The sequence below is a fragment of the Acidovorax sp. SDU_ACID1 genome, from assembly GCF_045291395.1.
Lineage (GTDB): Bacteria > Pseudomonadota > Gammaproteobacteria > Burkholderiales > Burkholderiaceae_C > MR-S7.
In genome coordinates this window covers 3,192,334-3,216,700 of sequence record NZ_CP152342.1, presented here as the reverse complement: position 1 = coordinate 3,216,700, position 24,367 = coordinate 3,192,334, and the positions used below count along the sequence as shown (strand labels likewise).

Here is a 24,367-nt window from a genome sequence, read left to right as displayed (position 1 = left end):
CAGGAGTTTTGCCATGACGACGACGATGTTTTCCCCTCCCTCCCTGGCGCGGCTGGCGCCGCTCGCCGCCGCCCTGGTGCTGGCCGGCTGCATGGGCACCCCGCTGGCGCCGCCGCCCGAGCATGCCGGCGTGGCCGTGCCGGCCGCGTTCAGTGCGGTGGACGGCGCCGCGGCGTGGACCACCGCGCCGCCCGCCGAGGCCCAGCCGCGCGGCGCCTGGTGGCTGGGCTTCCAGGACCCGGTGCTCAGCGGCCTGGTCGAGCGCGCCGGCAGCGGCAACACCACCGTGCAGGAGGCCGCGGCGCGGCTCGCCGAGGCGCGGGCGCTGCTGCGTTCGGCCGACGCCAACCGGGCGCCGCAGGTGGGCGCCTCCGCCGGCGTGTCGCGCCAGGCGGGCGCTTCCACCACGGGCAGTGCCGAGCCCGCCACGCTGGCCACGGCAGGGCTCAACGTGTCGTACGAGCTGGACCTGTTCGGCCGGCTCTCGCAGGCCAGCGACGCGGCGCGGCTCGATGCGCAGGCGCGCGACGCGCTCCTGCAGAGCACGCTGCTCATGGTGCAGGCCGACGTGGCGCAGACCTACCTGCAGCTGCGCGCCGTGCAGGCCGAACGCGCGCTGGTCGATGAAAGCCTGGCCGCCTACCAGGGCACCCTGCGCCTCACGCAGCGCCGCTACCAGGCGGGCGACGTGGCCGAGCTGGACCTGGCCCGCGTGCAGACCGAGGTGGCGGCCACCGAGTCCGAGGCGCTCGCGCTGGAGCGCCAGCAGGCGCTGCTGAACCATGCGCTCGCCGTGCTCGTGGGCGAAGTGGCCAGCGGCTTCGCGGTGCCGCCGGCGGCGGGCGACGCCGCGCTGCCCGTGATTCCCCCGGGCGTACCGGGCACGGTGCTCGCGCGCCGGCCCGACGTGTCCGCCGCCCAGGCCTCGGTGCTGGCCGCCCAGGCGCGCGTGGGCGTGGCGCAGGCCGCGTGGTTCCCGGCCATCACGCTGACCGGCAATGGCGGCTATGCGTCGCCCGAGCTCGGCGACCTGTTCAAGTGGTCGGCCCGTTCGTGGGGCATCGGCGCGCTGCTGTCGCTGCCGATTTTCGACGGCGGCCAGCGCGCCGCGCAGGAAGAGGGCGCGCGCGCCCGGTTCGAAGGGGCGCTGGCCGCGCACCGCGGGCAGGTGCTCACGGCCTTCCGCGAGGTGGAGGACCAGCTCAGCGCGCTGCGCCTGCTGGCTGGCCAGGCCGAGGCGCAAGGCCGCGCCGTGCAGTCGGCCGCCCGCGCCACGCAGCTGTCGGACTCGCGCTACCGCAACGGCCTGGTGAGCCAGCTCGAACTGCTGGACGCGCGCCGCAGCGAGCTGCGCAACCGCCGCCAGGCGCTGCAGGTGCGCACCGCGCAGTACACCGCCACGGTGGGGCTGATCCGTGCGCTGGGCGGGGGCTGGGACAGCGCCGGCTGAGGCAGGCAGGGATTTGCGGGCGTGGGTCTGCATGGACGGGTGATGCGTTCTATAGTGCCCGCTGCCGCCGATGCGGGGCCTGCCGGCCCTGCTCGCGCTTCTTCTCTTCCTTTTCTGAGTACACAGGAGCCACCGCATGACCTATCCCGACACGCGCCTTTTCATCGCCGGTGAATGGCAGGACGCCGCCGACGGCCGCACGCTGCCCGTCGTCAACCCGTCCACCGGCCAGGAAATCGGCCGCGTGGCGCATGCGGGCACCGCCGACCTGGACCGCGCGCTGGCCGCGGCCCAGAAGGGCTTCGAGACCTGGCGCGACCTGCCCGCCATCGAGCGCGCGAAGACCATGCGCCGCGCCGCCGCGCTGATGCGCGAGCGCGCCGACGCCATCGCCGCCATTCTCACGCAGGAGCAGGGCAAGCCCCTGGCCGAGGCGCGCATCGAGGCCATGGCCGCCGCCGACATCATCGAATGGTTCGCCGACGAAGGCATGCGCGTCTACGGCCGCATCGTGCCCTCGCGCAGCCTGGCCGTGCGCCAGCTCGTGGTGAAGGACCCGGTGGGCGTGGTGGCCGCGTTCACGCCGTGGAACTTCCCCATCAACCAAGTCGTGCGCAAGCTGGGTGCGGCGCTGGCGGCGGGCTGCGCGGTGCTGGTCAAGGCGCCCGAGGAAACGCCCGCCAGCCCGGCCGAGCTGATCCGTGCGTTCGCTGACGCGGGCGTGCCCGCCGGCGTGGTGGGTCTGGTCTACGGCAACCCGGCAGAGATCTCCAATTACCTAATCCCGCACCCCATCGTGCGCAAGGTCACTTTCACCGGCTCCACCCCCGTGGGCAAGATGCTGGCGGGCCTGGCCGGCCAGCACATGAAGCGCGTGACCATGGAACTGGGCGGCCACGCCCCGGTGATCGTCTGCGAGGACGCCGACATCGAGCTGGCCGTCAAGGCCTCCGGCGGCGCCAAGTTCCGCAATGCGGGCCAGGTCTGCATCGCGCCCACGCGCTTCCTGGTGCACGAAAGCGTGCGCGCAGACTTCGTGGCCGCGCTCACGCGCCATGCGCAGGGCCTGAAGGTGGGCGACGGCCTGGCCGAGGGCACGCAGATGGGCCCGCTGGCCAACCCGCGCCGCGTGGCCGCCATGGCCGACCTGCTGGGCGATGCGCTGCAGCAGGGCGCCACCATGTGCACCGGCGGCGAGCGCATCGGCAGCGCGGGCAACTTCTTCGCGCCCACGGTGCTCGACAACGTGCCCACCAGCGCCCGCATCTTCAACGAAGAGCCCTTCGGCCCCGTGGCCTCGGTGCGCGGCTTCACGCAGCTGGAGGACGCCATCGCCGAGTCCAACCGCCTGCCCTACGGCCTGGCCGGCTACGCCTACACGCGCTCGCTCAAGAACGCGCACCTGCTCTCGCAGCGCGTGGAGGTGGGCATGCTGTGGATCAACCAGCCCGCCAGCCCGTCCGCGGAGCTGCCGTTCGGCGGCATCAAGGATTCGGGCTACGGCTCCGAGGGCGGGCCGGAGGCGCTGGAGGCCTGCCTGAACACGCGCGCGATCTCGATCACTAATCTCTGACAACCCCCTGAGCGGCTGCGCCGCTTCCCCTTCTCTCTACGCGCTGCGCGCTACGGGAAGGAGGACGACACCGGCGCGGCGGGGCGGCCCTTGCGCGGTGTCTGCTGGCTTGGGGCGCGCCGAGTCCACCTGCTGCGGTTCAGCCGCGCTCCACGGGCCGGCTCGGGTCGCTGCACCACTCGCTCCAGCTTCCCGCGAAGAGCTGCGTGGGGCCCAGGCCTGCGATTTCCATGGCCAGCAGGTTGGGGATGGCGCTCACGCCGCTGCCGCACTGGTGCACCACGGTGGCGGGCGGCCGCGCGCCCAGCAGGGCCTGGAACTCGGAACGCAACTGCTCGGCGCTCTTGAAGCGCCCGTCCGGCCCGATGTTCAGGCCGAAGGGGCGGTTGAGCGCGCCCGGAATGTGGCCGGCCACCGGGTCCAGCGGCTCGGTTTCGCCCAGGTAGCGCGGCGTGGCGCGGGCGTCGACGATGGTCTGCCCTTCCTGGCCTAGGTGCGCGAGCACGTCCTGCGCGCCCACCAGGCGGCGCAGCGGCGCGCCCAGCGCGAAGTTGGACTGGAAGCGCGCGGGCTCCTCGCCGCTGGCCAGCGCGCCGCCCGCGGCCTTCCAGGCCTGCAGGCCGCCGTCGAGCACGGCCACCGCGTCGTGGCCCGCCCACTTGAGCATCCACCACAGGCGCCCGCAGTAGTTGGCGCCGTTGCGGTCGTAGACCACGGCCTGCATGTCGTTGGCGAAGCCGATGCCCGAGAGCCAGGTGGCGAAGCGCTCGCGGTTGGGCAGCGGGTGGCGCCCGCCCGAGGCCGGCTCGTCGGCCGCCGAGGCGGTGATGGTGCCGCCCCGGCCTGGGGCGCCGTGCTTGGCGCTCAGGTCCTTGTCCAGGTCGGCATGCAGCGCGCCGGGGATGTGGGCCTCGCGGTACTGCGCCGCGCCCAGCGAGGGCTGGGCCAGGTCGAAGCTGCAGTCGAACACCATCAGCGGCTGGCCGCTGCGCATGAGGGCCTGCAGTTCGGAGACGGAGATCAGCGTGGTGAAGGGCATGGCGGCACACGGAAGGGAGCGTCGAAGCCCCCATTGTGTCAGTGCTCTTCGGCCGGCGTGTTGGGTGCGGCGCGGGCGCGCAGGATGGTGGCGGTGATGCCGCTGGCGATGATGAGCGCCATGCCGGCCCAGCCGATCAGCGGCATCTGGTCGCCGAACAGCGCCACGCCGTAGATGCTGGCGAAGACGATGCCAGAGTACTGCAGGTTGGCCACCACCAGCGTGCCGCGCGGCGTGAGCGCGCGCGAGTAGGCGCGGGTCATGCACAGCTGCCCCAGCGCGGCCAGCAGCCCCAGCGGCAGCAGCCACAGCGCGGGCCAGCCGGGCCAGGGCGACATGCCGGTGACCGCCATGGCGGCGCCGCCGGCCACGGCCGAGCCGGCGGCGAAGTAATACACGGTGCGCGTCTCGGGCTCGCCCAGGCGCGACAGCGCCACCACCTGCATGTAGGCCAGCGCGGCGGTGAGGCCCGAGCACAGGCCGATGAGTGCGGCGAAGCCCTGGCTTTCGCTGATGCTGGGGCGCAGCATCATCACCACGCCGCCGAAGCCCGCGAGCACGGCGAGCACCAGCGGCACCTGCAGCGGCGGGCGCGGCTCGCGGCTGGAAGGCCACCACGTCATCAGCGCGCCGCCGACGAGGAAGGCCGCGATCCACACACTGCTCATGTAGTTGAGCGTCATGGCAGTGGCCAGGGGCAGGTGGGCGATGGCGTAGAACCAGGCGCCGATGGAGACCACGCCGATCAGGCTGCGCCAGGCGTGCATGCCGGGGTAGCGCGTGGCCAAGCCCACGCCTTGCGAGCGTGCCAGCCACCACAGCACCGCCATGCCGACGGCGCCGCGGTAGAACACCAGCTCGGCCGAATTGAAGTGCGCCGAGGCGAACTTGACGCACACCCCCATGCTGGCGAACAGGAACGCCGCCAATACCATCCAGAGCGCTTGCATGGGAAACCTATACGAAAAAAGCCGCCAGCGCTTGCTGGGTAAGCGCTGGCAGCTATGGTTGTGGTAGCAGAAGGGAATGCCGTGGATCAGGCCCTGGGCACGGCGTCGCCCAGGCGGGCGCGGTACCACTCGTGGAAGTGCTGCATGCCGTCTTCCATGGGGCTCTGGTAGGGGCCGACCTCGTTGTCGCCGCGCTGCCACAGGGCCTTGCGGCCCGCGTCCATGCGCTCGGCGATCTCGTCGTCCTCGATGCAGGTCTCCATGTAGGCGGCGCGCTGGGCCTCGACGAACTCGCGCTCGAAGGCGACGATTTCCTCGGGGTAGTAGAACTCCACCATGTTCAGCGTCTTGTCCACGCCGACGGGATGCAGCGTGGAGACGGTGAGCACGTGCGGGTACCACTCCACCATGATGTGCGGGTAGTAGGTGAGCCAGATCGCGCCGCGCTCGGGCATCTTGCCCTCGCGGTACTTGAGCAGCACCTCGTGCCACTTCCTGTAGATGTCGGAGCCCGGCTTGCCGAAGGTGGAGGCCACGCCCACGGTCTGCACCGAGTATTCCTTCTGGAACTCCCAGCGCAGGTCGTCGCAGGTCACGAAGTTGCCCAGGCCGGGGTGGAATGGGCCGACGTGGTAGTCCTCCAGATAGACCTCGATGAAGGTCTTCCAGTTGTAGTTGCACTCGTGCAGCTCCACGTGGTCGAGCGTGTAGCCGTCGAACGACAGCTCGCGCTCCAGCCCCATGCCGGCCAGATCAAAGGCGATGTCGCGCCCGTTGTCCTCGAACAGCAGGCCGTTCCACTCGCGCAGCCGGTAGTTGTTGAGGTTCAGGCAGGGATCGTGCGCGAAGTGCGGCGCGCCCAGCAGCTCGCCCCTGGGCGAATACGTCCAGCGATGCAGCGGGCAGACGATGTTGCCGGCAGCAAAGCCCTTGCCCTGGCCCTGCAGCGTGCCGCGGCCCTTGAGCATCACCGCCTGGCGGTGGCGGCAGATGTTGGAGATGAGTTCGACCTGGCCCTGCGCGTTGCGCACCAGCGCGCGGCCCTCGCCCTCCTGGGGCAGGGCGTAGTAGTCCCCGGGTTCGGGGACGCTCAAGGTGTGCCCCACGTAACGGGGCCCTTGCTGGAAGATGGTTTCCATCTCGCGCCGCAGCAGCGCTTCGTCGAAATAGCTGGAAACTGGAAGTTGGCTTGCGGCCTGCTGCAGTTGAAGACTTAAATCAGACATGGGTGACCTGACCTAAAGACTCCCCACAGGGAGGGTGCGGTTGCGCACGGAGCTGAAAAAACGAAACCGGCCCAGGAAGACTCCGTAGCCGGTTCGCGGTGAAAGGAATGGGATTATAGGCGGTGGGGTTATTTCCGCGCCTGCGGTATGTGTATTGCCTGCCCGCGCGGCGGGGCCGTGCGGGGGCTGCGCCTAAAATCGGCGGTTTCCACTCGCGCGCCCGGCGCTTCCCCACCCCATGCCCAAGGCCCCTGCCGCCCCTTCGCCATTGCCCGATCCCGCCAGCTACGAAGCCGCGCTGGAGGAGCTGGAGCAGCTCGTGGGCCGCATCGAATCGGGCCAGTTGCCGCTGGACGAGATGCTCGCCGGCTACCAGCGCGGCGCGGTGCTGCTGGAGTTCTGCCGCAAGCGCCTGGAGGCGGTGCAGGACCAGATCAAGGTGCTGGACGAGGGGGCGCTGCAGCCTTGGACGCAAGAGTGATGTTCGATCTCACCCCCTGGATGGAGCGCCAGCTGGCGCAGGTGGAAGACGCCTTGTCGCGCTGGGTGTGCGCCGAAGCGCCCGCGGGCCTGGGCGAAGCCATGCGCTACGCGGTGCTCGACGGCGGCAAGCGCCTGCGCCCGCTGCTGGTGCTGGCGGCCTGCGAGGCCGTGCAGGGGCAGGGCGAGGCCGCGCTGCGCGCTGCCTGCGCCGTGGAGCTGATCCACGCCTATTCGCTGGTGCACGACGATATGCCCTGCATGGACAACGACGTGATGCGCCGCGGCAAGCCCACGGTGCACGTGCGCTTCGGCGAGGCCCAGGCGCTGCTCGCGGGCGACGCCCTGCAGGCCCTGGCCTTCGCGCTGCTCACGCCCGAGGACGGTGTGCCCCCCGCGATGCAGGCACGGCTGTGCCGCCTGCTGGCGCTGGCGGCCGGCGCCGACGGCATGGCCGGCGGCCAGGCCATCGACCTGGCCAGCGTGGGCAGGCAGCTCGACGAGGCGCAGCTGCGCCAGATGCACCGCCTCAAGACCGGCGCGCTGCTGCAGGCCAGCGTGGTGATGGGTGCGGCCTGCGGCCAGCCCGATGCGCGGGCGCAGCAGGCACTGGCGCAGTACGGCGCGGCCGTGGGCCTGGCGTTCCAGGTGGTGGACGACATCCTCGACGTGACGCAGGACTCCGCCACGCTGGGCAAGACGGCGGGCAAGGACGCGGCGAGCGACAAGCCCACCTACGTGTCGCTCATGGGCCTGGAGCCCGCGAGGGCCCATGCCCGGGCGCTGCTGGCCGACGCGCACGCGGCGCTGGACGGCAGCGGCCTGCAAGATACGCGCGCCCTCGCGGCGCTGGCCGACATGGTGGTGCACCGTTCGCACTGAAGATAGAAGGACGGCTCTGGAAGCAAAATTGGCCTCCAGCGCTTATGTAGCAAGCGCAAACAGCTACGGAAAACATAGCATATGTCCACGACGAACTACCCGCTGCTCGAAAGCGTGAACGACCCGGCCGATCTGCGCCGGCTCCCGCGCGCCGACCTCAAGAGCCTGGCCATCGAGCTGCGCGCCTACGTGCTGGAGAGCGTGTCCAAGACCGGCGGGCACCTGTCGTCCAACCTCGGCACGGTGGAGCTGACCATCGCCCTGCACGCGGTGTTCGACACGCCGCGCGACCGCGTGGTGTGGGACGTGGGCCACCAGACCTATCCGCACAAGATCCTGACCGGCCGGCGCGAGCGCATGTCCACACTGCGCCAGCTCGGCGGCCTGTCGGGCTTTCCGCAGCGTGCCGAGAGCGAATACGACACCTTCGGCACCGCGCACTCGTCCACCAGCATCTCGGCCGCGCTGGGCATGGCGCTGGCGGCCAAGCAGAAGGGCGAGGACCGCCACGCCATCGCGGTGATCGGCGACGGCGCGATGACCGCCGGCATGGCCTTCGAGGCGCTCAACAACGCGGGCGTGGCCGACGCCAACCTGCTCGTCATCCTGAACGACAACGACATGAGCATCAGCCCGCCCGTGGGCGCGCTCAACCGCTACCTCGCCCAGCTCATGAGCGGCCAGTTCTACGCCAAGGCGCGCGACGTGGGCAAGAGCGTGCTGCGGCCCGTGCCGCCGCTGCTCGAACTCGCCAAGCGCCTGGAGCAGCAGGCCAAAGGCATGGTGGTGCCCGCCACGCTGTTCGAGAAATTCGGCTTCAACTACATCGGGCCGATCGACGGGCACGACCTCGACTCGCTCATCCCCACGCTGGAGAACATCAAGGGCCTCAAGGGCCCGCAGTTCCTGCACGTGGTCACCAAGAAGGGCCAGGGCTACAAGCTCGCCGAGGCCGATCCCGTGGCCTACCACGGCCCCGGCAAGTTCGACCCGCGCGTGGGCCTGGTCAAGCCCGCCACGCCGCCCAAGCAGACCTTCACCCAGGTCTTCGGCCAGTGGCTGTGCGACATGGCCGCGAAGGACGAGCGCCTGGTCGGCATCACGCCCGCGATGCGCGAGGGCTCGGGCATGGTGGAGTTCGAGCAGCGCTTCCCAGGCCGCTACTACGACGTGGGCATCGCCGAGCAGCACGCCGTGACCTTTGCCGCCGGCATGGCCTGCGAGGGCGTCAAGCCCGTGGTGGCCATCTACTCCACCTTCCTGCAGCGCGCCTACGACCAGCTCATCCACGACGTGGCGCTGCAGAACCTGCCCGTGGTCTTCGCGCTCGACCGCGCGGGCCTCGTCGGCGCGGACGGCGCCACGCACGCGGGCGCCTACGACATCGCCTTCGTGCGCTGCATCCCGAACATGAGCATGGCCTGCCCGGCCGACGAGCGCGAATGCCGCCAGTTGCTCACCACCGCCTTCGAGCAGGACCACCCCGTGGCCGTGCGCTACCCGCGCGGGGCCGGCGTGGGCGTGCAGCCGCTGGCCAGCCTGGAGGGCCTGCCCTTCGGCAAGGGCGAGGTGCGCCGCAAGGGGGCGCGCATCGCCATCCTGGCCTTCGGCACGCTGCTCTATCCCGCCTTGGAGGCGGGCGAGGCGCTGGGCGCCACGGTGGTCAACATGCGCTGGGCCAAGCCGCTGGACAACGAACTGCTGTTCTCCGTCGCCGCCGGCCACGACGCGCTGGTGACGGTGGAGGAGGGCTGCACCATGGGCGGCGCGGGCAGCGCAGTGGCCGAGGCCCTGAACGCCGCGGGCGTGCAGTGCCCGGTGCTGCAGCTGGGTCTGCCCGATGCGTTCATCGAGCATGGCGACCCGGCCAAGCTGCTGGCGCTGCAGGGGCTGGATGCGCAGGGCATCGAGCGCTCCATCCGTGCGCGCTTCGGCGCACAGCAGCCGGCGCGCGCGGCCGCATGAAACGTTTTTTTCGGTGGAAACCCGCACGGGAGGCAAGCGGGCGAGTTTCTACAATTTGAATCCACTCAAAAAGTGGGTGTCGGCGGCCGCACATGGCGCGTGCCGCCGTTTTGTTTGCTACTCATCACTTCGGAGAATCAATCCATGGATCGTCGTTCAATCATCAAGCAGGCCGGTCTGGCAGGCGTGCTCGCCGCAGGCGTCGCCCCCGCCGTGCACGCGCAAGCGGCCGTGCGCTGGCGCCTCGCCTCCAGCTTTCCCAAGTCCCTGGACACGATCTTCGGCAGCGCGGAAAAACTCTCCGAGGCCGTCAAGGCCATGTCGGGCGGCAAGTTCGAGATCTCGGTGCACCCCGCCGGCGAGCTGATGCCCGCCTTCGGCGTGGTGGACGCCCTGCAGGCCGACACCATCGACATGGCGCAGACTGCCGCCTACTACTTCACCGGCAAGGACCCGATCTTCGCCTTCAGCTGCGCCGTGCCCTTCGGCCTGACCACGCTGCAGATGAACGCCTGGAAGGACCACGGCAACGGCCGCAAGCTGCTGGACGCGTTCTTCGAGAAGTACAACTTCAAGACCGCCAGCGCCGGCAACACCACCACCCAGATGGGCGGCTGGTACCGCAAGGAAATCAAGACCGTGGCCGACCTCAAGGGCCTGAAGATGCGCCTGGGCGGCGGCGTGTTCGGCGAGGCCATGGCCAAGCTGGGCGTGGTGGCGCAGAACATGCCTGCCGGCGACGTGTACCAGGCGCTCGAGAAGGGCACGCTGGACGCCGTGGAGTTCGTCGGCCCCTACGACGACGAGAAGCTGGGCTTCAACAAGGTGGCGCCCTTCTACTACTACCCCGGCTGGTGGGAAGGCTCGGCCGACCTGGAGTTCTTCATCAACATCAAGAAGTACAACGCCCTGTCGCCCGAGAACAAGGCCATCCTGGACGCCGCTACGCGCGTGGCAGCGGCCGACATGACCTCCAAGTACATGGTGGTCAATCCCCAGTCGATCAAGCGCCTGGTGGCCAACAAGACGCAGCTCAAGGCCTTCCCCAAGGCGCTGGTGGATGCGGGCTTCAAGGCGTCGATGGAGGTGTTCAAGGAGCACGAGGACAAGTCGCCCGACTTCAAGAAGATCCACCAGGACATGCGCGCCTTCCAGCGCGACCAGATCCTGTGGAATCGCTTCTCGGAGTTCCCGTTCAACCAGTACATGAACTCGGTCAAGATCTGACCGCCGCGCGCGTTCTCCGCGCCCACGAAGCCGCAGCAGCCGCTGCGGCTTTTTTCATGGCTGGACTGCTATTGAAAATGGAGCTGCCTGCGCTTGCTGGACGAGCGCTACAGCCCGATTCGGCATAAAAAAGCCCCGGCAGGGCCGGGGCTCGCGGGGAGGCCGCAGTGGGAGGCTACTTGCTTTGCTGTAGCAGGTCCTTGGCCGGGTCGTCCGAGCCATAGCCGCCCTCCGCCGCGTCCGAGGCGGCGGGCTCGGCGCCCTCGGCCTCGGCCGGCTCGTTGGCTTCGCCGAAGGGGTTGTTGTCCGGGTCGCCGTAGCTTTCCTCGTTCTGCAGCGCATCCATCATCTGGCTGTTCACGGTCTCCATGTTCACCTCCACCTTCTTGTCGAGCGAGCCGGTGACGATGCCGGGGAACGCGATGAGCACGCCCACCATGACGAGCTGGATGATGACGAAGGGAACCGCGCCCTTGTAGATCTGCATGGTGGTCACGGGCTGGATCACCTTGTGCGTGACGCGGTCCACGTAGGGCTTGTCGGGCGCGACGGAGCGCAGGAAGAACAGCGCGAAGCCGAACGGCGGGTGCATGAACGAGGTCTGCATGTTCATGGCCAGCAGCACGCCGAACCAGATCAGGTCGATGCCCATTTTCTCGGCCACGGGGCCCAGCAGCGGCACCACGATGAAGGACAGCTCGAAGTAGTCCAGGAAGAACGCCAGGAAGAAGATCATGACGTTCACCACGATCAGGAAGCCCACCTGGCCGCCGGGCAGGCTGGTCAGCAGGTGCTCCACCCACTTCGGGCCGTCGGCGGCCTGGAACACCAGGCTGAAGGTGGTGGCGCCGATCATGATGAACATCACGAAGCTGGCCAGGCGCGTGGTGGAGGCCAGGGCCTGCTGCAGCAGCTTCATGTCCAGGCGCTTGCGCGCGAAGCCGATCACCAGCGCGGCCATGGCGCCCATGGCGCCGCCCTCGGTGGGCGTGGCGATGCCCAGGAAGATGGTGCCCAGCACCAGGAAGATCAGCAGCAGCGGCGGGATCAGCACGAAGGTCACGCGCTCGGCCAGGCGCGAGAGCAGGCCCAGCTTGAACACGCGGTTGATGCTGGCGAGCACGAAGGCGATGAAGGTGCCGCCGCACATGGCGGTGACGATCTTCTCGTCGGTGGGCACGTCCAGCACTTCCGTGCCCGTCCACCAGGTGTGGACGTCGGCCATGTGCGTAGCCAGGAAGATGGCGACGGCGGTGGACAGGCCCATCACCACGGCCAGCGAGGTGTAGCCGGAGCTGCCGTTGTCCTCGCGGTAGATGCGCGCCTCGGGCGGCAGTGCCGGCACGGCCTTGGGCTTGAAGATGGCCAGGATCACCACCCACACCACGTACAGGCCCATGAGCATGAAGCCGGGGATGAAGGCACCCTTGTACATCTCGCCCACGCTCTTGCCGAGCTGGTCGGCCATGAGGATCAGCACCAGCGAGGGCGGAATGATCTGCGCCAGCGTGCCCGAGGCTGCGATCACGCCGGCCGACAGCGGCCGGTCGTAGCCGTAGCGCAGCATGATGGGCAGCGAGATCAGGCCCATCGAGATCACGGAGGCGGCCACCACCCCCGTGGTGGCGGCCAGCAGCGCGCCCACGAAGATCGCGGCCAGCGCCAGGCCGCCGCGCACCGGGCCGAACACCTGCCCGACGGTGTCGAGCAGGTCCTCGGCCATGCCGCTGCGCTCCAGCACCAGGCCCATGAGCGTGAAGAAGGGCACGGCCAGCAGCGTGTCGTTGGCCATGATGCCGATCAGGCGCTGGGGCAGCCAGGCCATCACGGAGGAGGGGAAGACGCCCAGCTCGATGCCCGCGAAGCCGAACAGCAGGCCGCAGGCGCCCAGGCTGAACGCGACGGGAAAGCCCAGCAGCAGGAAGACGATGAGCCCCGCGAACATGATCGGGGCGTAGTTAGTGGTAAGGAATTCCATGGTCGATTGGTCCTGCAGCTCGTTAGCGTTGTGCGGCGGCCAGGGCCTCGGCCTGCTTCTTCTCGGCCTCGGCGCGCAGGGCCTCGGCCAGTTCTTCCTCGGCGCTCTTGTCGGTCAGCTTGCCCATGGGGTCGGGGCCATCGCCGGTGAGGAAGGCGATGCGCTTGATGAGCTCGGACCAGCCCTGCAGCATCAGCAGCGTGATGCCGACGGGGATCGCCACCCACACCGGCCAGCGGATCAGGCCGCCGGGGTTGCCCGACACTTCGCCCGACTGGTACATCTGGACCACTACTGGCGTGCTCAGCCACAGGATGGTGATGCACAGCGGCGTGAGGAAAAGGGCGAAGCCCACGATATCGATCCACACCTGCGTCTTCTTGGACAGGCGGCTGTTGATCACGTCGATGCGCACGTGCTCGCGGTTGAGCAGCGTCCAGCCGGCCGCGATCAGGAACGACCAGGCGAACAGGTACCACTGCACTTCGAGGAAGCCGTTGGAGCTGTAGTTGAACGCCTTGCGGACGATGGCGTTGGCTGCGCTGATGAAGGTGGCGGCAAAGATCAGCCAGATGGAATATTTGCCGACGAAGGCGTTGAGCCTGTCGATCGCTCGTGAGAGCGCGAGTAGAGCCTGCATGGTGTCTCCAAGAAAACGGCCGGGTGCGCGTATCCGGCCGCATGCAGGGGTGGTGCAAGGGCCGGACAAACTTTTACAAGGGCGCCATTCTAAGGATTCCGCGCGCCCCGGGCGCCGGTCGGGTATGCGTGCTTCAAGGGCAAAGGCATGGTTTCATGCCGGTGTAGCGCTATGGCTTGCATAGCAATCGGGGAATACGCCTACTCCACCAGCGCCACGCCCTTCACCTGCGCGAACACCTCCTGCCCCTCGGCCAGCGCCAGCGCCCCGCACGAGCGCTGGGTGATGCGCGCCAGCAGCGCCGTGCCGCCCGCGTCGAGCTGCACCAGCGCCTGGCCCGGGCCGTCGGGCGCCACGTGGGTGATGCGCGCGGGCAGCAGGTTCAGGATGCTGCTGTCGGGCGCGCGCGTGCGTGCCAGGCTCACGTCGCGTGCCGGTACGCGCAGGCGCACCGGCTCGCCCGGCGCGTAAACGCGTGGGCTCACCACCTGCAGCTGGCCGCCGCCGAAGGCCACGGTGAGCAGGTGGTCGTGCGCGTCGTGCGCCAGCACGCGGCCCTGGACCAGCGCGGCGGCCCCCTCGCCGTGCGCCAGGGGCAGGTCGGGCCGGGCCATGAGCGCGGCGGTGGGGCCCTGGGCGATGGCGCGGCCCTGGTCCAGGAGCACGAGGTGCGCGGCCAGGCGCGCCACCTCGTCGAGGGAGTGGCTGACGTAGAGCACGGGAATGTCCAGCGTGCGGTGCAGGCGCTCCAGGTAGGGCATGACCTCGGCCTTGCGCGCGGCGTCCAGCGCGGCCAGGGGCTCGTCCATGAGCAGCACGCGCGGGCTGGTGGCCAGTGCGCGGGCGATGGCCACGCGCTGGCGTTCGCCGCCCGACAGCGTGTGCGGCATGCGCGCGAGCAGCGCGCCCAGGCCCAGCAGGTCCACCGCCTGCTCCAGCGACACGCGCCGCTGCTGCGGCGGCAGGCGGCGCAGGCCGTATTCCATGTTGCGCTGCACGTTCATGTGGGCGAACAGGCTGGCTTCCTGGAACACGTAGCCCAGCGCGCGCTGGTGGGTGGGCCGCCAGTGGCGGGCATCGTCGTCCTGCCAGGTCTCGCCGTTGACCTGCACGCTGCCCTGGGCGCGCTCCAGCCCCGCCACGGCGCGCAGGCAGGTGGTCTTGCCGCAGCCCGAGGGGCCGAAGAGCGCCGTGACGCCGTGGCCCGGCAGGCGCAGGTCCACCTCCAGCAGGAAGTCCGGCCGGGCCAGGCGCAGGCGGGCGTGGATGCCGCTCATCGCGCTCCTTTCGGCTGCAGCCAGTGCAGCAGCATCAGCACCACGAACGAGAACGCCACCATGCCGCCCGCGAGCCAGTGCGCCTGGGCGTATTCCATGGCCTCCACGTGGTCGTAGATCTGCACCGACACCACGCGCGTCACGCCGGGGATGTTGCCGCCCAGCATGAGCACTACGCCGAACTCGCCCACCGTGTGCGCGAAGCTCAGGATGGCGGCGGTGACGAAGCCCGGCCGCGCCAGCGGCAGGGCGACGGTGAAGAACCGGTCCAGCGGCCCCGCGCCCAGCGTGGCAGCCACCTCCAGCGGGCGGCGGCCCGTGGCCTCGAAGGCGCGCTGCAGCGGCTGCACCGCGAAGGGCAGCGAATACACCAGCGAGCCGATGACCAGGCCGGGAAAGGTGAACGGCAGGCGCGACAGCCCCAGCGCGTCGGTGAGGTGGCCGATGAACCCGTGCGGCCCCATGGCCACCAGCAGGTAGAAGCCGATCACCGTGGGCGGCAGCACCAGCGGCAGTGCCACCACCGCGCCCACCGGCCCGCGCCAGCGCGAGCGCGTGTGCGCCAGCCACCAGGCCAGCGGCGTGCACAGCGCCAGCAGCAGCACGGTGGTGATGCCGGCCAGCTCCAGCGTCAGCCGGATGGCGGCCCAGTCTTCGGGGCTGATGAGGGAAGGGCTCAATGCTATTGGAAAAAGAGCTGGCTGCGATTCATGCAAAGGGTTTCGGCATGAAAACATGCTGAAACCCTTGCAGATCAAGCGCAAGGCGCTATCAGAAAGAGTAACCGTAGGACTTGATGATGGCACGCGCCTTGTCGCCGCGCAGGTACTGCATGAGCGCCGCGGCGGCCTCGTTGCCCTGGCCGGGCTTGAGCACGATGGCGTCCTGGCGGATCGGCTCGTGCATGCCCGCGGGCACCACCCAGGCCGAGCCCTCGCGCAGCTTGCCGTCCTCCATCACCTGCGACAGCGCCACGAAGCCCAGCGGCGCGTTGCCCGAGGCGGCGAACTGGTAGGTCTGGCCGATGTTCTCGCCGGTCACCACGCGCGGCTGCACCTGGGCGGTGAGGCCCAGCTTGTCCAGCGTCTGCATGGCGGCCAGGCCGTAGGGCGCGAGCTTGGGGTTGGCGATGGCGATGTGCTTCCAGTCGCTCTTGGCCAGCACCTTGCCCTCGGCGTCCACGTAGCCGGGCTGCTTGCTCCACAGCACCAGCTGGCCGATGGCGTAGGTGAAGCGCGTGGCGCCGTCGCCCAGGCCTTCCTTGCCGATCTTCTCGGGCGTGGTGTCGTCGGCCGCCAGCAGCACGCCGAAGGGCGCGCCGTTGGCGATCTGGGCGTAGAACTTGCCGGTGGCGCCGAACGACAGCACGGCCTTGTGGCCCGTGTCCTGCTCGAACAGCGCGGCGATCTTCTGCATGGGCGCGGTGAAGTTGGCAGCCACGGCCACCTGCACCTCGGCGGCATGGGCGCCGTGCGCCACTACCAGGGCCAGGCCCAGGACGGAGAGGGAGTGCTTGCACAGGGAAACGGGAGACACGGCGGAAGACCTCGCTATTCCATATATGAATAGCGTTGAGTATATCCACCGGGGCCGCCGGCGCAGGCATGATGGGCGCCATGCAGTCTTCCTCCTTCCTGGACGCGCTGGGCCACGGCCTGGCGGACAAGCGCATCGACATCCTGCGCCAGATCGCGCAGGGCGGCTCCATCTCGCAGGCCGCGCGGGCCGTGGGCGTGAGCTACAAGGCCGCCTGGCAGGCGCTGGACACGCTCACCAACCTGGCCGGCGTGCCGCTGGTGGCGCGCGCCGTGGGCGGCGTGGGCGGCGGCGGCGCGCGGCTCACGCCGGCCGGGCACGAGCTGCTGGCCGCCGCCGATGCCATGCGCCAGGCGCGCGCCGCCGTGGCGGCGGGCCTGCGCCAGGGCGACGCGGCGCGCGCTCCGCTGCAGGCGGCGGCCGTGCGCCTGTCGGTGCGCACCAGCATGCGCAACCAATGGCCCTGCACCGTGCAGGGCATGCAGGCGCAGGGCCGGATCGTGCGCGTGCACCTGCGCTCCGTGGACGACGCTCTGGCCGTGGTGGCACGCATCACGGTGGAGAGCGCCGAGCTGCTGGGGCTGGCCGCCGGCACGCCGGTGCAGGCGCTGTGCAAGGCCACGGCCGTGCGCGCCATGGCGGAAGGAGGCGCCCCCGTGCCGCAGGAGAACCACTGGCCCGGCCGCGCCACGCGCGTGTCGCGCGGCGAGTTGGGCGACGAGGTGGCGGCGGAGCTGGCCGCCGGCGTGCAGATGGTGGGCTTCGCGCCCGCCGGGTCGCAGCTGCGCGCGCGCTCGCGCGTGGTGATGGCGGTCGACGAGTCGGCCGTGGCGCTGGCCATCGCCTAGCACAAGTTACGTAGGCGTTTATACATAGGCATTTCTCCCAGTGCGGGGCTGGGGAGCCGCACTTAGGATGCGGTGCAACATTCACATGGAGACACGGGCAGCGCCGCGCCACCGCGCGGCGCTCATCTGTTTGCAATGAGCGACGTCATACTGGAAACCTCCCACCTCACCAAGGAATTCAAGGGCTTCACCGCGGTCAGCGATGTGAACCTGTCGGTTCGCCGCGGCTCCATCCACGCGCTGATCGGCCCCAACGGCGCAGGCAAGACGACGTGCTTCAACCTGCTGACCAAGTTCCTGGAGCCCACCTCGGGCACCATCCGTTTCAACGGCACGGACATCACGCGTGAACAGCCGGCGCAGATCGCGCGGCGCGGCGTGATCCGGTCGTTCCAGATCTCGGCCGTGTTCCCGCACCTCACGCTGCTGGAGAACGTGCGCCTGGGCCTGCAGCGCAAGCTGGGCACGAGCTACCACTTCTGGCGCAGCGAGCGCAGCCTGCACCAGCTCGACGACCGTGCCATGCAGCTGCTGGACGAGGTGGGCCTGAAGGACCTTGCCGACGAGGTCACGGTGAACCTGCCCTACGGCCGCAAGCGCGCGCTGGAGATCGCCACCACGCTGGCCATGGAGCCCGAGCTGATGCTGCTCGACGAGCCCACCCAGGGCATGGGCCACGAGGACGTGGACCGCGTCACCCAGCTCATCAAGAAGGTTTCGGCCGGCCGCACCATCCTCATGGTAGAGCACAACATGAAGGTCATCTCGACCATCGCGGACCGCATCACGGTGCTGCAGCGCGGGGCCGTCCTCGCCGAGGGGCCTTACGAGGAAGTTTCGAGGAATCCGCAAGTCATGGAAGCGTACATGGGCACGACCGACGGCCAACTGCAGGGAGCGCACTGAGATGGCCGGCACCCCCGCACTGGAGATCCGCAACCTCGAGGCCTGGTACGGCGAGTCGCACGTGCTGCACGGCGTGGACATGGTCGTGCAGCCTGGCGAGGTGGTCACGCTGCTCGGGCGCAACGGCGCCGGGCGCACGTCCACCATGCGCGCCATCATGGGCCTGACCGGCGCACGCAAGGGCTCCGTCAAGATCAACGGCACCGAGACCATCGGCATGCCCACGCACCGCATCGCCCACCTGGGCGTGGGCTACTGCCCCGAGGAGCGCGGCATCTTCTCCAGCCTGTCGTGCGAGGAGAACCTGATGCTGCCGCCCGTGCTCAAGACGGGCACGGCAGGCATGCCGGTCGACGAGATCTACGCCATGTTCCCCAACCTCGCGGAGCGCCGCGGCAGCCAGGGAACGCGCCTGTCGGGCGGTGAGCAGCAGATGCTGGCCGTGGCCCGCATCCTGCGCACGGGCGCCAACCTGCTGCTGCTCGACGAGATTTCCGAGGGCCTGGCGCCCGTGATCGTGCAGGCCCTGGCCCGCATGATCACCATGCTGCGCGAGAAGGGCTACACCGTGGTGATGGTGGAGCAGAACTTCCGCTTCGCCGCGCCGCTGGCCGACCGCTTCTACGTGATGGAACACGGGCGCATCGTGGAGCAGTTCGGCGCGGCCGAACTCGACGAGAAGATGCCCGTCCTCAACCAATTGCTGGGCGTGTAACGGCGCCCTCCACCCCTGTTTTTTCGACCAAGGAGACAACGATGCAACACAAACTCAAGACGCTGGCCGCCGGCCTCGCAGCCGTGGGCCTGGGCCTGGTGGCCGTGCAGGCGCATGCACAGGACAAAGTCAAGATCGGCCTGATCACCGACATGTCCAGCCTCTACGCCGACGTGGAAGGCAAGAACGGCGCCGTGGCGATCCAGATGGCCATCGACGACTTCGGCGGCAAGGTGCTGGGCAAGCCCATCGAGCTGCTCTCGGCCGACCACCAGAACAAGGCCGACATCGCCGCCTCCAAGGCCCGCGAGTGGATCGACACGCAGGGCCTGACCATGCTGTTCGGCGGCACCAACTCCGGCACGGCGCTGGCCATGGCCAAGATCGCCGAGGAGAAGAAGCGTGTCTACTTCAACAGCGGCGCAGGCTCCTCCGCGCTGACCAACGAGCAGTGCACGCCCTACACCGTGCACTATGCCTACGACACCGTGGCCCTGGCCAAGGGCACGGGCGGCGCGGTGGTCAAGCAGGGCGGCAAGGACTGGTTCTTCCTGACGGCAGACTACGCCTTCGGCCAGGCGCTGCAGGACGACACCACCAAGGTCGTCAACGCCGCGGGCGGCAAGGTGCTGGGCAGCGTGAAGCACCCGCTGAACGCGTCCGACTTCTCCTCGTTCCTGCTGCAGGCGCAAAGCTCCAAGGCGCAGATCCTGGGCCTGGCCAACGCGGGCGGCGACACGATCAACGCGATCAAGGCAGCCAAGGAATTCGGCATCAACAAGACCATGAAGATGGCCGGCCTGCTGGTGTTCCTGACCGACGTCCACAGCCTGGGCCTGAAGAACACCGAAGGCCTGCTGCTCACCACGAGCTGGGACTGGAACCTGAACGACCAGACACGCGCATTCGGCAAGAAGTTCTTCGCCAAGACCAAGCGCATGCCCACGGACATCCATGCGGCCGACTACTCCGCCACCATGAACTACCTCAAGGCCGTGCAGGCCGCCGGCACCACCGATGCCGACAAGGTCATGGCCAAGCTCAAGTCCACGCCCATCAACGACTTCTACGCCAAGGGCAACATCCGCGCCGACGGCCGCTTCGTGCACGACATGTACCTGATGCAGGTGAAGTCGCCCGCCGAGTCCAAGGAACCTTGGGACTACTACAAGGTCGTGGCCAAGCTCCCTGGCGAAGAGGTGTTCACCACCAAGGCCGAGAGCAAGTGCGCACTGTGGAAGTGACGGCCTGCTGACCTGACCTCAACCGACTCCTCCATCCCGCAGCGTTTTTATGGAAATCTTTGGTGTATCAATGCCGGCCATGCTGAGCCAGCTCCTGCTGGGGCTGGTCAATGGCTCGTTCTACGCGATCCTCAGCCTTGGGCTGGCCGTGATCTTCGGCCTGCTCAACGTGATCAACTTCGCGCACGGTGCGCTGTTCATGCTGGGGGCGCTGATCACCTGGATGGCCATGAACTACTTCGGCATCAACTACTGGGTGATGCTGATTGCCGCGCCGCTGGTGGTGGGGCTGGTCGGGGTGGTGATCGAGCGCACGCTGCTGCGCTGGATCTACAAGCTCGACCACCTCTACGGCCTGCTGCTCACACTGGGCCTGACGATGATGATCGAGGGCGTGTTCCGCTCGATCTACGGCGTCTCCGGCCTGGGCTACGACACGCCCGAGGCGCTGGAAGGCGCGACCAACCTCGGCTTCATGATCATGCCGAACTACCGCGCCTGGGTAGTCGTGGCCTCCATCGTGGTGTGCATCGCCACGTGGTACGTGATCGAGAAGACCAAGCTCGGCGCCTACCTGCGCGCCGGCACCGAGAACCCGCGCCTGGTCGAGGCCTTCGGTGTCAACGTGCCCGTGATGATCACGCTCACCTACGCCTTCGGCGCCGCGCTGGCGGCCTTCGCCGGGGTGCTGGCCGCGCCGGTCTACCAAGTCACGCCGCTCATGGGGCAGAACCTCATCATCGTCGTGTTCGCGGTGGTGGTGATCGGCGGCATGGGCTCCATCATGGGCTCCATCCTCACGGGGCTGGGGCTGGGAGTGGTCGAAGGCTTCACCAAGGTCTTCTACCCCGAGGCTTCGTCCACCGTGGTGTTCGTCATCATGGCCATCGTCCTCCTCATCCGCCCCGCCGGCCTGTTCGGCAAAGAGAAGTGATTAGGGGCTGCAACGCATGAACTCGAAGAAATTTGCCCCCATTGGGTATGGCCTGCTGCTGCTGGGTCTGATCGCCGCGCCCTTCCTGGGTGCCTACCCGGTTTTCGTGATGAAGCTGCTGTGCTTCGCACTGTTCGCCTCGGCCTTCAACCTGCTGCTGGGCTACACGGGCCTGCTGTCCTTCGGCCACGCGGCCTTCCTGGGCGGCGCGGCCTACGTGACGGGCCACGCCGTCAAGGTCTGGGGCGCCACGCCCGAGCTCGGCCTGCTGGCAGGCCTCGCGGCCGGCGCGCTGCTCGGCCTCGTGATGGGCTTCTTCGCCATCCGCCGGCAGGGCATCTACGCCACCATGATCACGCTGGCGCTCGCGCAGATGCTGTTCTTCGCGGCGCTGCAGGCGAAGTTCACCGGCGGCGAGGACGGCCTGCAGGGCGTGCCGCGCGGCAAGCTGTTCGGCGTGATCGACCTCACGAGCGACATGACCATGTACTACGTGTGCCTGATCGTCGTCGTGGTGGCCTTCCTGCTGATCGTCCGCACCATCCACTCGCCGTTCGGCCAGGTGCTCAAGGGCATCAAGGAAAACGAGCCGCGCGCCATCTCGCTGGGCTACGACACCAACCGCTTCAAGCTGCTGGCCTTCGTCATCTCGGCCGCCATCGCGGGGCTGGCCGGTTCGCTCAAGACGCTGGTGCTGGGCTTCGCCACGCTGTCCGACGTGCACTGGAGCGCCTCCGGCCACGTGGTGCTGATGACGCTGGTGGGCGGCCTGGGCACGCTCAGCGGCCCGCTGGTGGGCTCGGCCGTGGTCGTGCTGCTGGAGAACAAGATCGGCGAGCTGGGCAACCTGCTGGCCAAGATCACCACCATCGACTGGTTCAACACGCTGGGCGAATCGGTGACCATCGTCACTGGCCTGATCTTCGTGGTCTGCGTGCTGGCCTTCCGTCGCGGCATCATGGGCGAGCTCATCGCCTGGCTGGAACGCCGCAAGGCCGGTGGCGGCGCGCACTGACCGCCCGGGCCAGCCGAACGAATAGCCGCGCACTGCGCGGCTATTTTTTTGATAGCTGGCTGCGCTTGCTGGTACCGGGTTTTGCTGCCATATGCCCCGTAAAGCGCCATATGGCAAGCGCAGGCAGCTCTCTTTTTGGAAGCGCGCTCAGCCCAGCTGCAGCCGGCGTGCGTAGCCCGTCATCTCCAGGTAGCCGCGTCCCACCTCCCGGCCGGCGGCGTCCAGCAGCGCGCACAGCCCCTCCCAGTAGATCGCGCCGGTGGAGCCCTGGCTGTCCAGTTCCTGGTCGTCGAGCAGCGCCCGCACGGTGAAGGCGCCCGCGGGCGTCTGCACGCGCCATTCGACGGGATAGCGCGCGCCGCTGGCGCCGCTCTCCCAGTGGCGTAGCGGGGTGAACGCCACCTCGTGCGGCCCGAAGGCCCGTGCCGCCTCGCCCGCGCGGCGCAGCGAGCCGCCCGCCCAGAGCGCGCTGCCATCGGCCCGGCGCAGGCGGAAGGCCGTGAGCGCGCCGCCATCGTGCAGGTTCATGCCGATCCAGTCCCAGCCCACGGCGTCGGGGTGCATCAGCGCCTCGCTCCACTCGTGGTCCATCCAGGCGCGGCCCGCGCTGACCGGCATGCGCCGGCCCGCGAGCGTGAGCGTGCCGCTCACCGCGAGCTGCGGCTGGCTGTAGTAGTAGCTCGCCTGCGCTTCCTGCGGCCCCTTGCGCGACAGGCCCGCCCGGCCTTGCAGCAGCACGGGCTGGGTGCTCGCGCAGTCCAGCGCCAGCCCGAAGCCCTCGGCCTGCGCCTGCAGCGCGTAGCGGCTGGCACCCGGGGCATCGGCCGCGTGGCGCACCAGCGACCAGCCGCCCAGGCGGATGCGCGCATCGTCCTCGGCCGCCTCGGCGATGCCAAACCCGGCGCGTGCGATGCGCTGGTCATGCAACTGCCGCTTGCCCTGCACATCGGTGAGCGCCGCGTGGGCAAAGAGCAACTGCTTGGCCGCGAACGCCGAACGCAGGCCCTGCGTGGCCTCCACGCGCGAACGGAAGAAGGTGATCTGGAAGCCCCAGGAGCGCTCCTCGGCCTGCGCATGGCCGGTGATGTACCACCACTCGGTGCGCAGCTCCGGGTGGCTGCCGTGGTCGCGCGGGAAGACCAGGGCGCGCGGCGGCAGCGCGAGGGCGGGCGAGCCCCAGGCCAGCGCCCCGAGCAGCAGCGCGCGCCGGCCGAACGCCATGTCAGTTTTCCACGGCGCTGCGCACCACCCGCAACCGATGAAACCGGCGCGACCCCAGCGCGGGCAGCCGCGCAAGGGCCGCCCCGCTGCGCTGGCTGCGTCCCCCTTCCCCTAGCGCGCAGCGCGTAGAGAGAAGGGGAAGCCGCGAAGCGGCTCAGGGGGTTGTCGTTTCATCTCAGGCCATGCGCCCCTGCAGCCGCTCGCCGGCGTCCGCGCAATCGCCCAGGCAGCGCCGCACCCAGTCCTCGTCGTGGTAGGTGGGCAGGTAGCGCTCGCCCGCGTCGCACAGCAGCGAGAGGATGGAGCCCTGCTCGCCGCGCGCGCGCATCTCCTGCGCCAGTGCCAGCATGGCGACGAAGTTGGTGCCCGTCGACGGCCCCACGCGCCGCCCCAGCAGCGCCGAGAGCGCCCGCATGGCGGCGATGGAGTCTGGGTCCTGCACTTCCTCCATGCGGTCCACCAGCGTGCGGATGAAGCTCGGCTCCACGCGCGGGCGGCCGATGCCCTCGATGCGCGAACCCGGGGCGGTGAGCGTGGCGTCGCCGGTGCGGTGGTAGGCCGCGAACACCGAGCCCGCCGGGTCCGCCACGCAGATCTGCGTGGCGTGGCGCTGGTAGCGCACGTAGCGGCCGATGGTCGCGCTCGTGCCGCCCGTGCCCGCGCCCACCACGATCCAGCGCGGCACCGGATGGCGCTCGCGCTGCATCTGCGTGAACATGCTCTCGGCTATGTTGTTGTTGCCGCGCCAGTCGGTGGCGCGCTCGGCGTAGGTGAACTGGTCCATGTAGTGCCCGCCGGTCTCCAGCGCCACGGCGCGCGCGGCGTCGTAGACCTCGCCCGCGCTCTCCACGAAGTGGCAGCGCCCGCCGTAGAACTCGATCAGCGCGATCTTCTCGGCCGAGGTGCTGCGCGGCATCACCGCCACGAAGGGCAGGCCCAGCAGGCGGGCGAAATAGGCCTCGCTCACGGCCGTGGAGCCGCTGGACGCCTCCACGATGGTGGAGCCCTCGCGCACCCAGCCGTTGCACAGTGCGTAGAGGAACAGCGAGCGCGCCAGCCGGTGCTTGAGGCTGCCCGTGGGGTGGGTGGACTCGTCCTTCAGGTACAGGTCGATCCCCGCGGCCGCGAAGGTGGGCAGGGGCAACGGAATCAGGTGCGTGTCGGCACTGCGCTGGTAGTCGGCCTCGATGCGGGCGATGGCCTGGTGCAACCACGACGCGGTGGCAGGGGAAGAGGTGTGTGGCATGGGCATGATTGTCGC

At 69.3% G+C, this 24,367-nt stretch carries 22 protein-coding genes; 12 read left to right on the top strand and 10 right to left on the bottom strand.

Going from position 1 to position 24,367, the window contains the following annotated elements; genetic code table 11:
- Nucleotides 1-13: 13 nt before the first annotated feature.
- The gene (locus AAG689_RS15750; protein WP_406622818.1) at nt 14-1,450 is read left to right on the top strand and encodes an efflux transporter outer membrane subunit; all 1,437 of its coding nucleotides are present in this window, start codon (nt 14-16) and stop codon (nt 1,448-1,450) included.
- A gap of 136 nt (nt 1,451-1,586) precedes the next feature.
- Nucleotides 1,587-3,023 (top strand): NAD-dependent succinate-semialdehyde dehydrogenase, encoded by a 1,437-nt coding sequence (locus tag AAG689_RS15745; protein ID WP_406622817.1) that lies wholly within the window; start codon nt 1,587-1,589, stop codon nt 3,021-3,023.
- Nucleotides 3,024-3,162: 139 nt separating this feature from the next.
- Here AAG689_RS15745 and AAG689_RS15740 read toward each other — a convergent pair whose 3' ends face one another.
- The 3 genes from AAG689_RS15740 to AAG689_RS15730 form a co-directional block, all read right to left on the bottom strand.
- Nucleotides 3,163-4,062: a sulfurtransferase gene (locus tag AAG689_RS15740; RefSeq protein WP_406622816.1), complete on the bottom strand. Its 900-nt coding sequence runs from the start codon at nt 4,060-4,062 to the stop codon at nt 3,163-3,165.
- 38 nt (nt 4,063-4,100) lie between these two features.
- Complete coding sequence (locus tag AAG689_RS15735; protein WP_020226985.1) at nt 4,101-5,012, bottom strand: DMT family transporter; 912 nt, start codon at nt 5,010-5,012, stop codon at nt 4,101-4,103.
- A gap of 86 nt (nt 5,013-5,098) precedes the next feature.
- Nucleotides 5,099-6,238 carry an aromatic ring-hydroxylating dioxygenase subunit alpha gene (locus AAG689_RS15730; protein ID WP_406622815.1) on the bottom strand — a complete coding sequence of 380 codons (1,140 nt, stop codon included), beginning with the start codon at nt 6,236-6,238 and terminating at the stop codon, nt 5,099-5,101.
- A gap of 238 nt (nt 6,239-6,476) precedes the next feature.
- On the opposite strand from AAG689_RS15730, the gene xseB reads away from it, so the two are divergent.
- The 4 genes from xseB (at nt 6,477) to AAG689_RS15710 (ending at nt 10,792) form a co-directional block, all read left to right on the top strand.
- Nucleotides 6,477-6,719 (top strand): exodeoxyribonuclease VII small subunit, encoded by a 243-nt coding sequence (gene xseB / locus AAG689_RS15725; protein ID WP_406622814.1) that lies wholly within the window; start codon nt 6,477-6,479, stop codon nt 6,717-6,719.
- On the top strand, nt 6,719-7,600 hold the full coding sequence (locus tag AAG689_RS15720; protein ID WP_406622813.1) for a polyprenyl synthetase family protein: 882 nt from the start codon (nt 6,719-6,721) through the stop codon (nt 7,598-7,600). The genes xseB and AAG689_RS15720 overlap by 1 nt, the downstream gene beginning before the upstream one ends.
- An 81-nt stretch (nt 7,601-7,681) precedes the next feature.
- Nucleotides 7,682-9,565, top strand: a complete 1,884-nt coding sequence (gene dxs, locus AAG689_RS15715; RefSeq protein ID WP_406622812.1) for a 1-deoxy-D-xylulose-5-phosphate synthase — start codon at nt 7,682-7,684, stop codon at nt 9,563-9,565.
- Nucleotides 9,566-9,709: 144 nt separating this feature from the next.
- The gene (locus tag AAG689_RS15710) at nt 9,710-10,792 is read left to right on the top strand and encodes a TRAP transporter substrate-binding protein (protein ID WP_406622811.1); all 1,083 of its coding nucleotides are present in this window, start codon (nt 9,710-9,712) and stop codon (nt 10,790-10,792) included.
- A gap of 175 nt (nt 10,793-10,967) precedes the next feature.
- On the opposite strand, the gene AAG689_RS15705 is transcribed toward AAG689_RS15710, so the two are convergent.
- The 5 genes from AAG689_RS15705 to modA form a co-directional block, all read right to left on the bottom strand.
- Nucleotides 10,968-12,770 carry a TRAP transporter large permease subunit gene (locus AAG689_RS15705; RefSeq protein ID WP_406622810.1) on the bottom strand — a complete coding sequence of 601 codons (1,803 nt, stop codon included), beginning with the start codon at nt 12,768-12,770 and terminating at the stop codon, nt 10,968-10,970.
- A 22-nt stretch (nt 12,771-12,792) separates the two neighbouring features.
- A complete protein-coding gene (locus AAG689_RS15700) occupies nt 12,793-13,410 on the bottom strand; it encodes a TRAP transporter small permease subunit (protein ID WP_406622809.1) in 618 nt (205 codons plus the stop codon).
- Nucleotides 13,411-13,610: 200 nt separating this feature from the next.
- A complete protein-coding gene (gene modC, locus AAG689_RS15695) occupies nt 13,611-14,687 on the bottom strand; it encodes a molybdenum ABC transporter ATP-binding protein (protein WP_406622808.1) in 1,077 nt (358 codons plus the stop codon).
- The gene (modB, locus tag AAG689_RS15690; protein WP_406622807.1) at nt 14,684-15,367 is read right to left on the bottom strand and encodes a molybdate ABC transporter permease subunit; all 684 of its coding nucleotides are present in this window, start codon (nt 15,365-15,367) and stop codon (nt 14,684-14,686) included. The genes modC and modB overlap by 4 nt, the downstream gene beginning before the upstream one ends.
- A 91-nt stretch (nt 15,368-15,458) precedes the next feature.
- A complete protein-coding gene (gene modA, locus AAG689_RS15685; RefSeq protein ID WP_406626349.1) occupies nt 15,459-16,208 on the bottom strand; it encodes a molybdate ABC transporter substrate-binding protein in 750 nt (249 codons plus the stop codon).
- Between the two features lie 83 nt (nt 16,209-16,291).
- On the opposite strand from modA, the gene AAG689_RS15680 reads away from it, so the two are divergent.
- From AAG689_RS15680 to AAG689_RS15655, 6 genes are all read left to right on the top strand, one after another.
- A complete protein-coding gene (locus AAG689_RS15680; protein ID WP_406626348.1) occupies nt 16,292-17,071 on the top strand; it encodes a TOBE domain-containing protein in 780 nt (259 codons plus the stop codon).
- Nucleotides 17,072-17,206: 135 nt separating this feature from the next.
- Complete coding sequence (locus AAG689_RS15675; protein WP_406622806.1) at nt 17,207-17,977, top strand: ABC transporter ATP-binding protein; 771 nt, start codon at nt 17,207-17,209, stop codon at nt 17,975-17,977.
- 1 nt (nt 17,978) lies between these two features.
- Nucleotides 17,979-18,692, top strand: coding sequence for an ABC transporter ATP-binding protein (locus tag AAG689_RS15670; RefSeq protein WP_406622805.1), 714 nt, complete (start codon nt 17,979-17,981; stop codon nt 18,690-18,692).
- A 41-nt stretch (nt 18,693-18,733) separates the two neighbouring features.
- A complete protein-coding gene (locus AAG689_RS15665) occupies nt 18,734-19,936 on the top strand; it encodes an ABC transporter substrate-binding protein (RefSeq protein WP_406622804.1) in 1,203 nt (400 codons plus the stop codon).
- A 49-nt stretch (nt 19,937-19,985) separates the two neighbouring features.
- On the top strand, nt 19,986-20,870 hold the full coding sequence (locus AAG689_RS15660; protein WP_034689807.1) for a branched-chain amino acid ABC transporter permease: 885 nt from the start codon (nt 19,986-19,988) through the stop codon (nt 20,868-20,870).
- A 16-nt stretch (nt 20,871-20,886) separates the two neighbouring features.
- Complete coding sequence (locus tag AAG689_RS15655; RefSeq protein ID WP_020227001.1) at nt 20,887-21,885, top strand: branched-chain amino acid ABC transporter permease; 999 nt, start codon at nt 20,887-20,889, stop codon at nt 21,883-21,885.
- A gap of 147 nt (nt 21,886-22,032) precedes the next feature.
- Here the strand turns inward: AAG689_RS15655 and AAG689_RS15650 are convergent, their stop codons facing one another.
- Both AAG689_RS15650 and AAG689_RS15645 read right to left on the bottom strand, forming a co-directional pair.
- Entirely contained in the window at nt 22,033-23,106 is a 1,074-nt protein-coding gene (locus tag AAG689_RS15650) for a lipocalin-like domain-containing protein (protein ID WP_406622803.1), read from the bottom strand.
- 175 nt (nt 23,107-23,281) lie between these two features.
- Nucleotides 23,282-24,352 carry a PLP-dependent cysteine synthase family protein gene (locus tag AAG689_RS15645; RefSeq protein WP_406622802.1) on the bottom strand — a complete coding sequence of 357 codons (1,071 nt, stop codon included), beginning with the start codon at nt 24,350-24,352 and terminating at the stop codon, nt 23,282-23,284.
- Between the last annotated feature and the right edge of the window lie 15 nt (nt 24,353-24,367).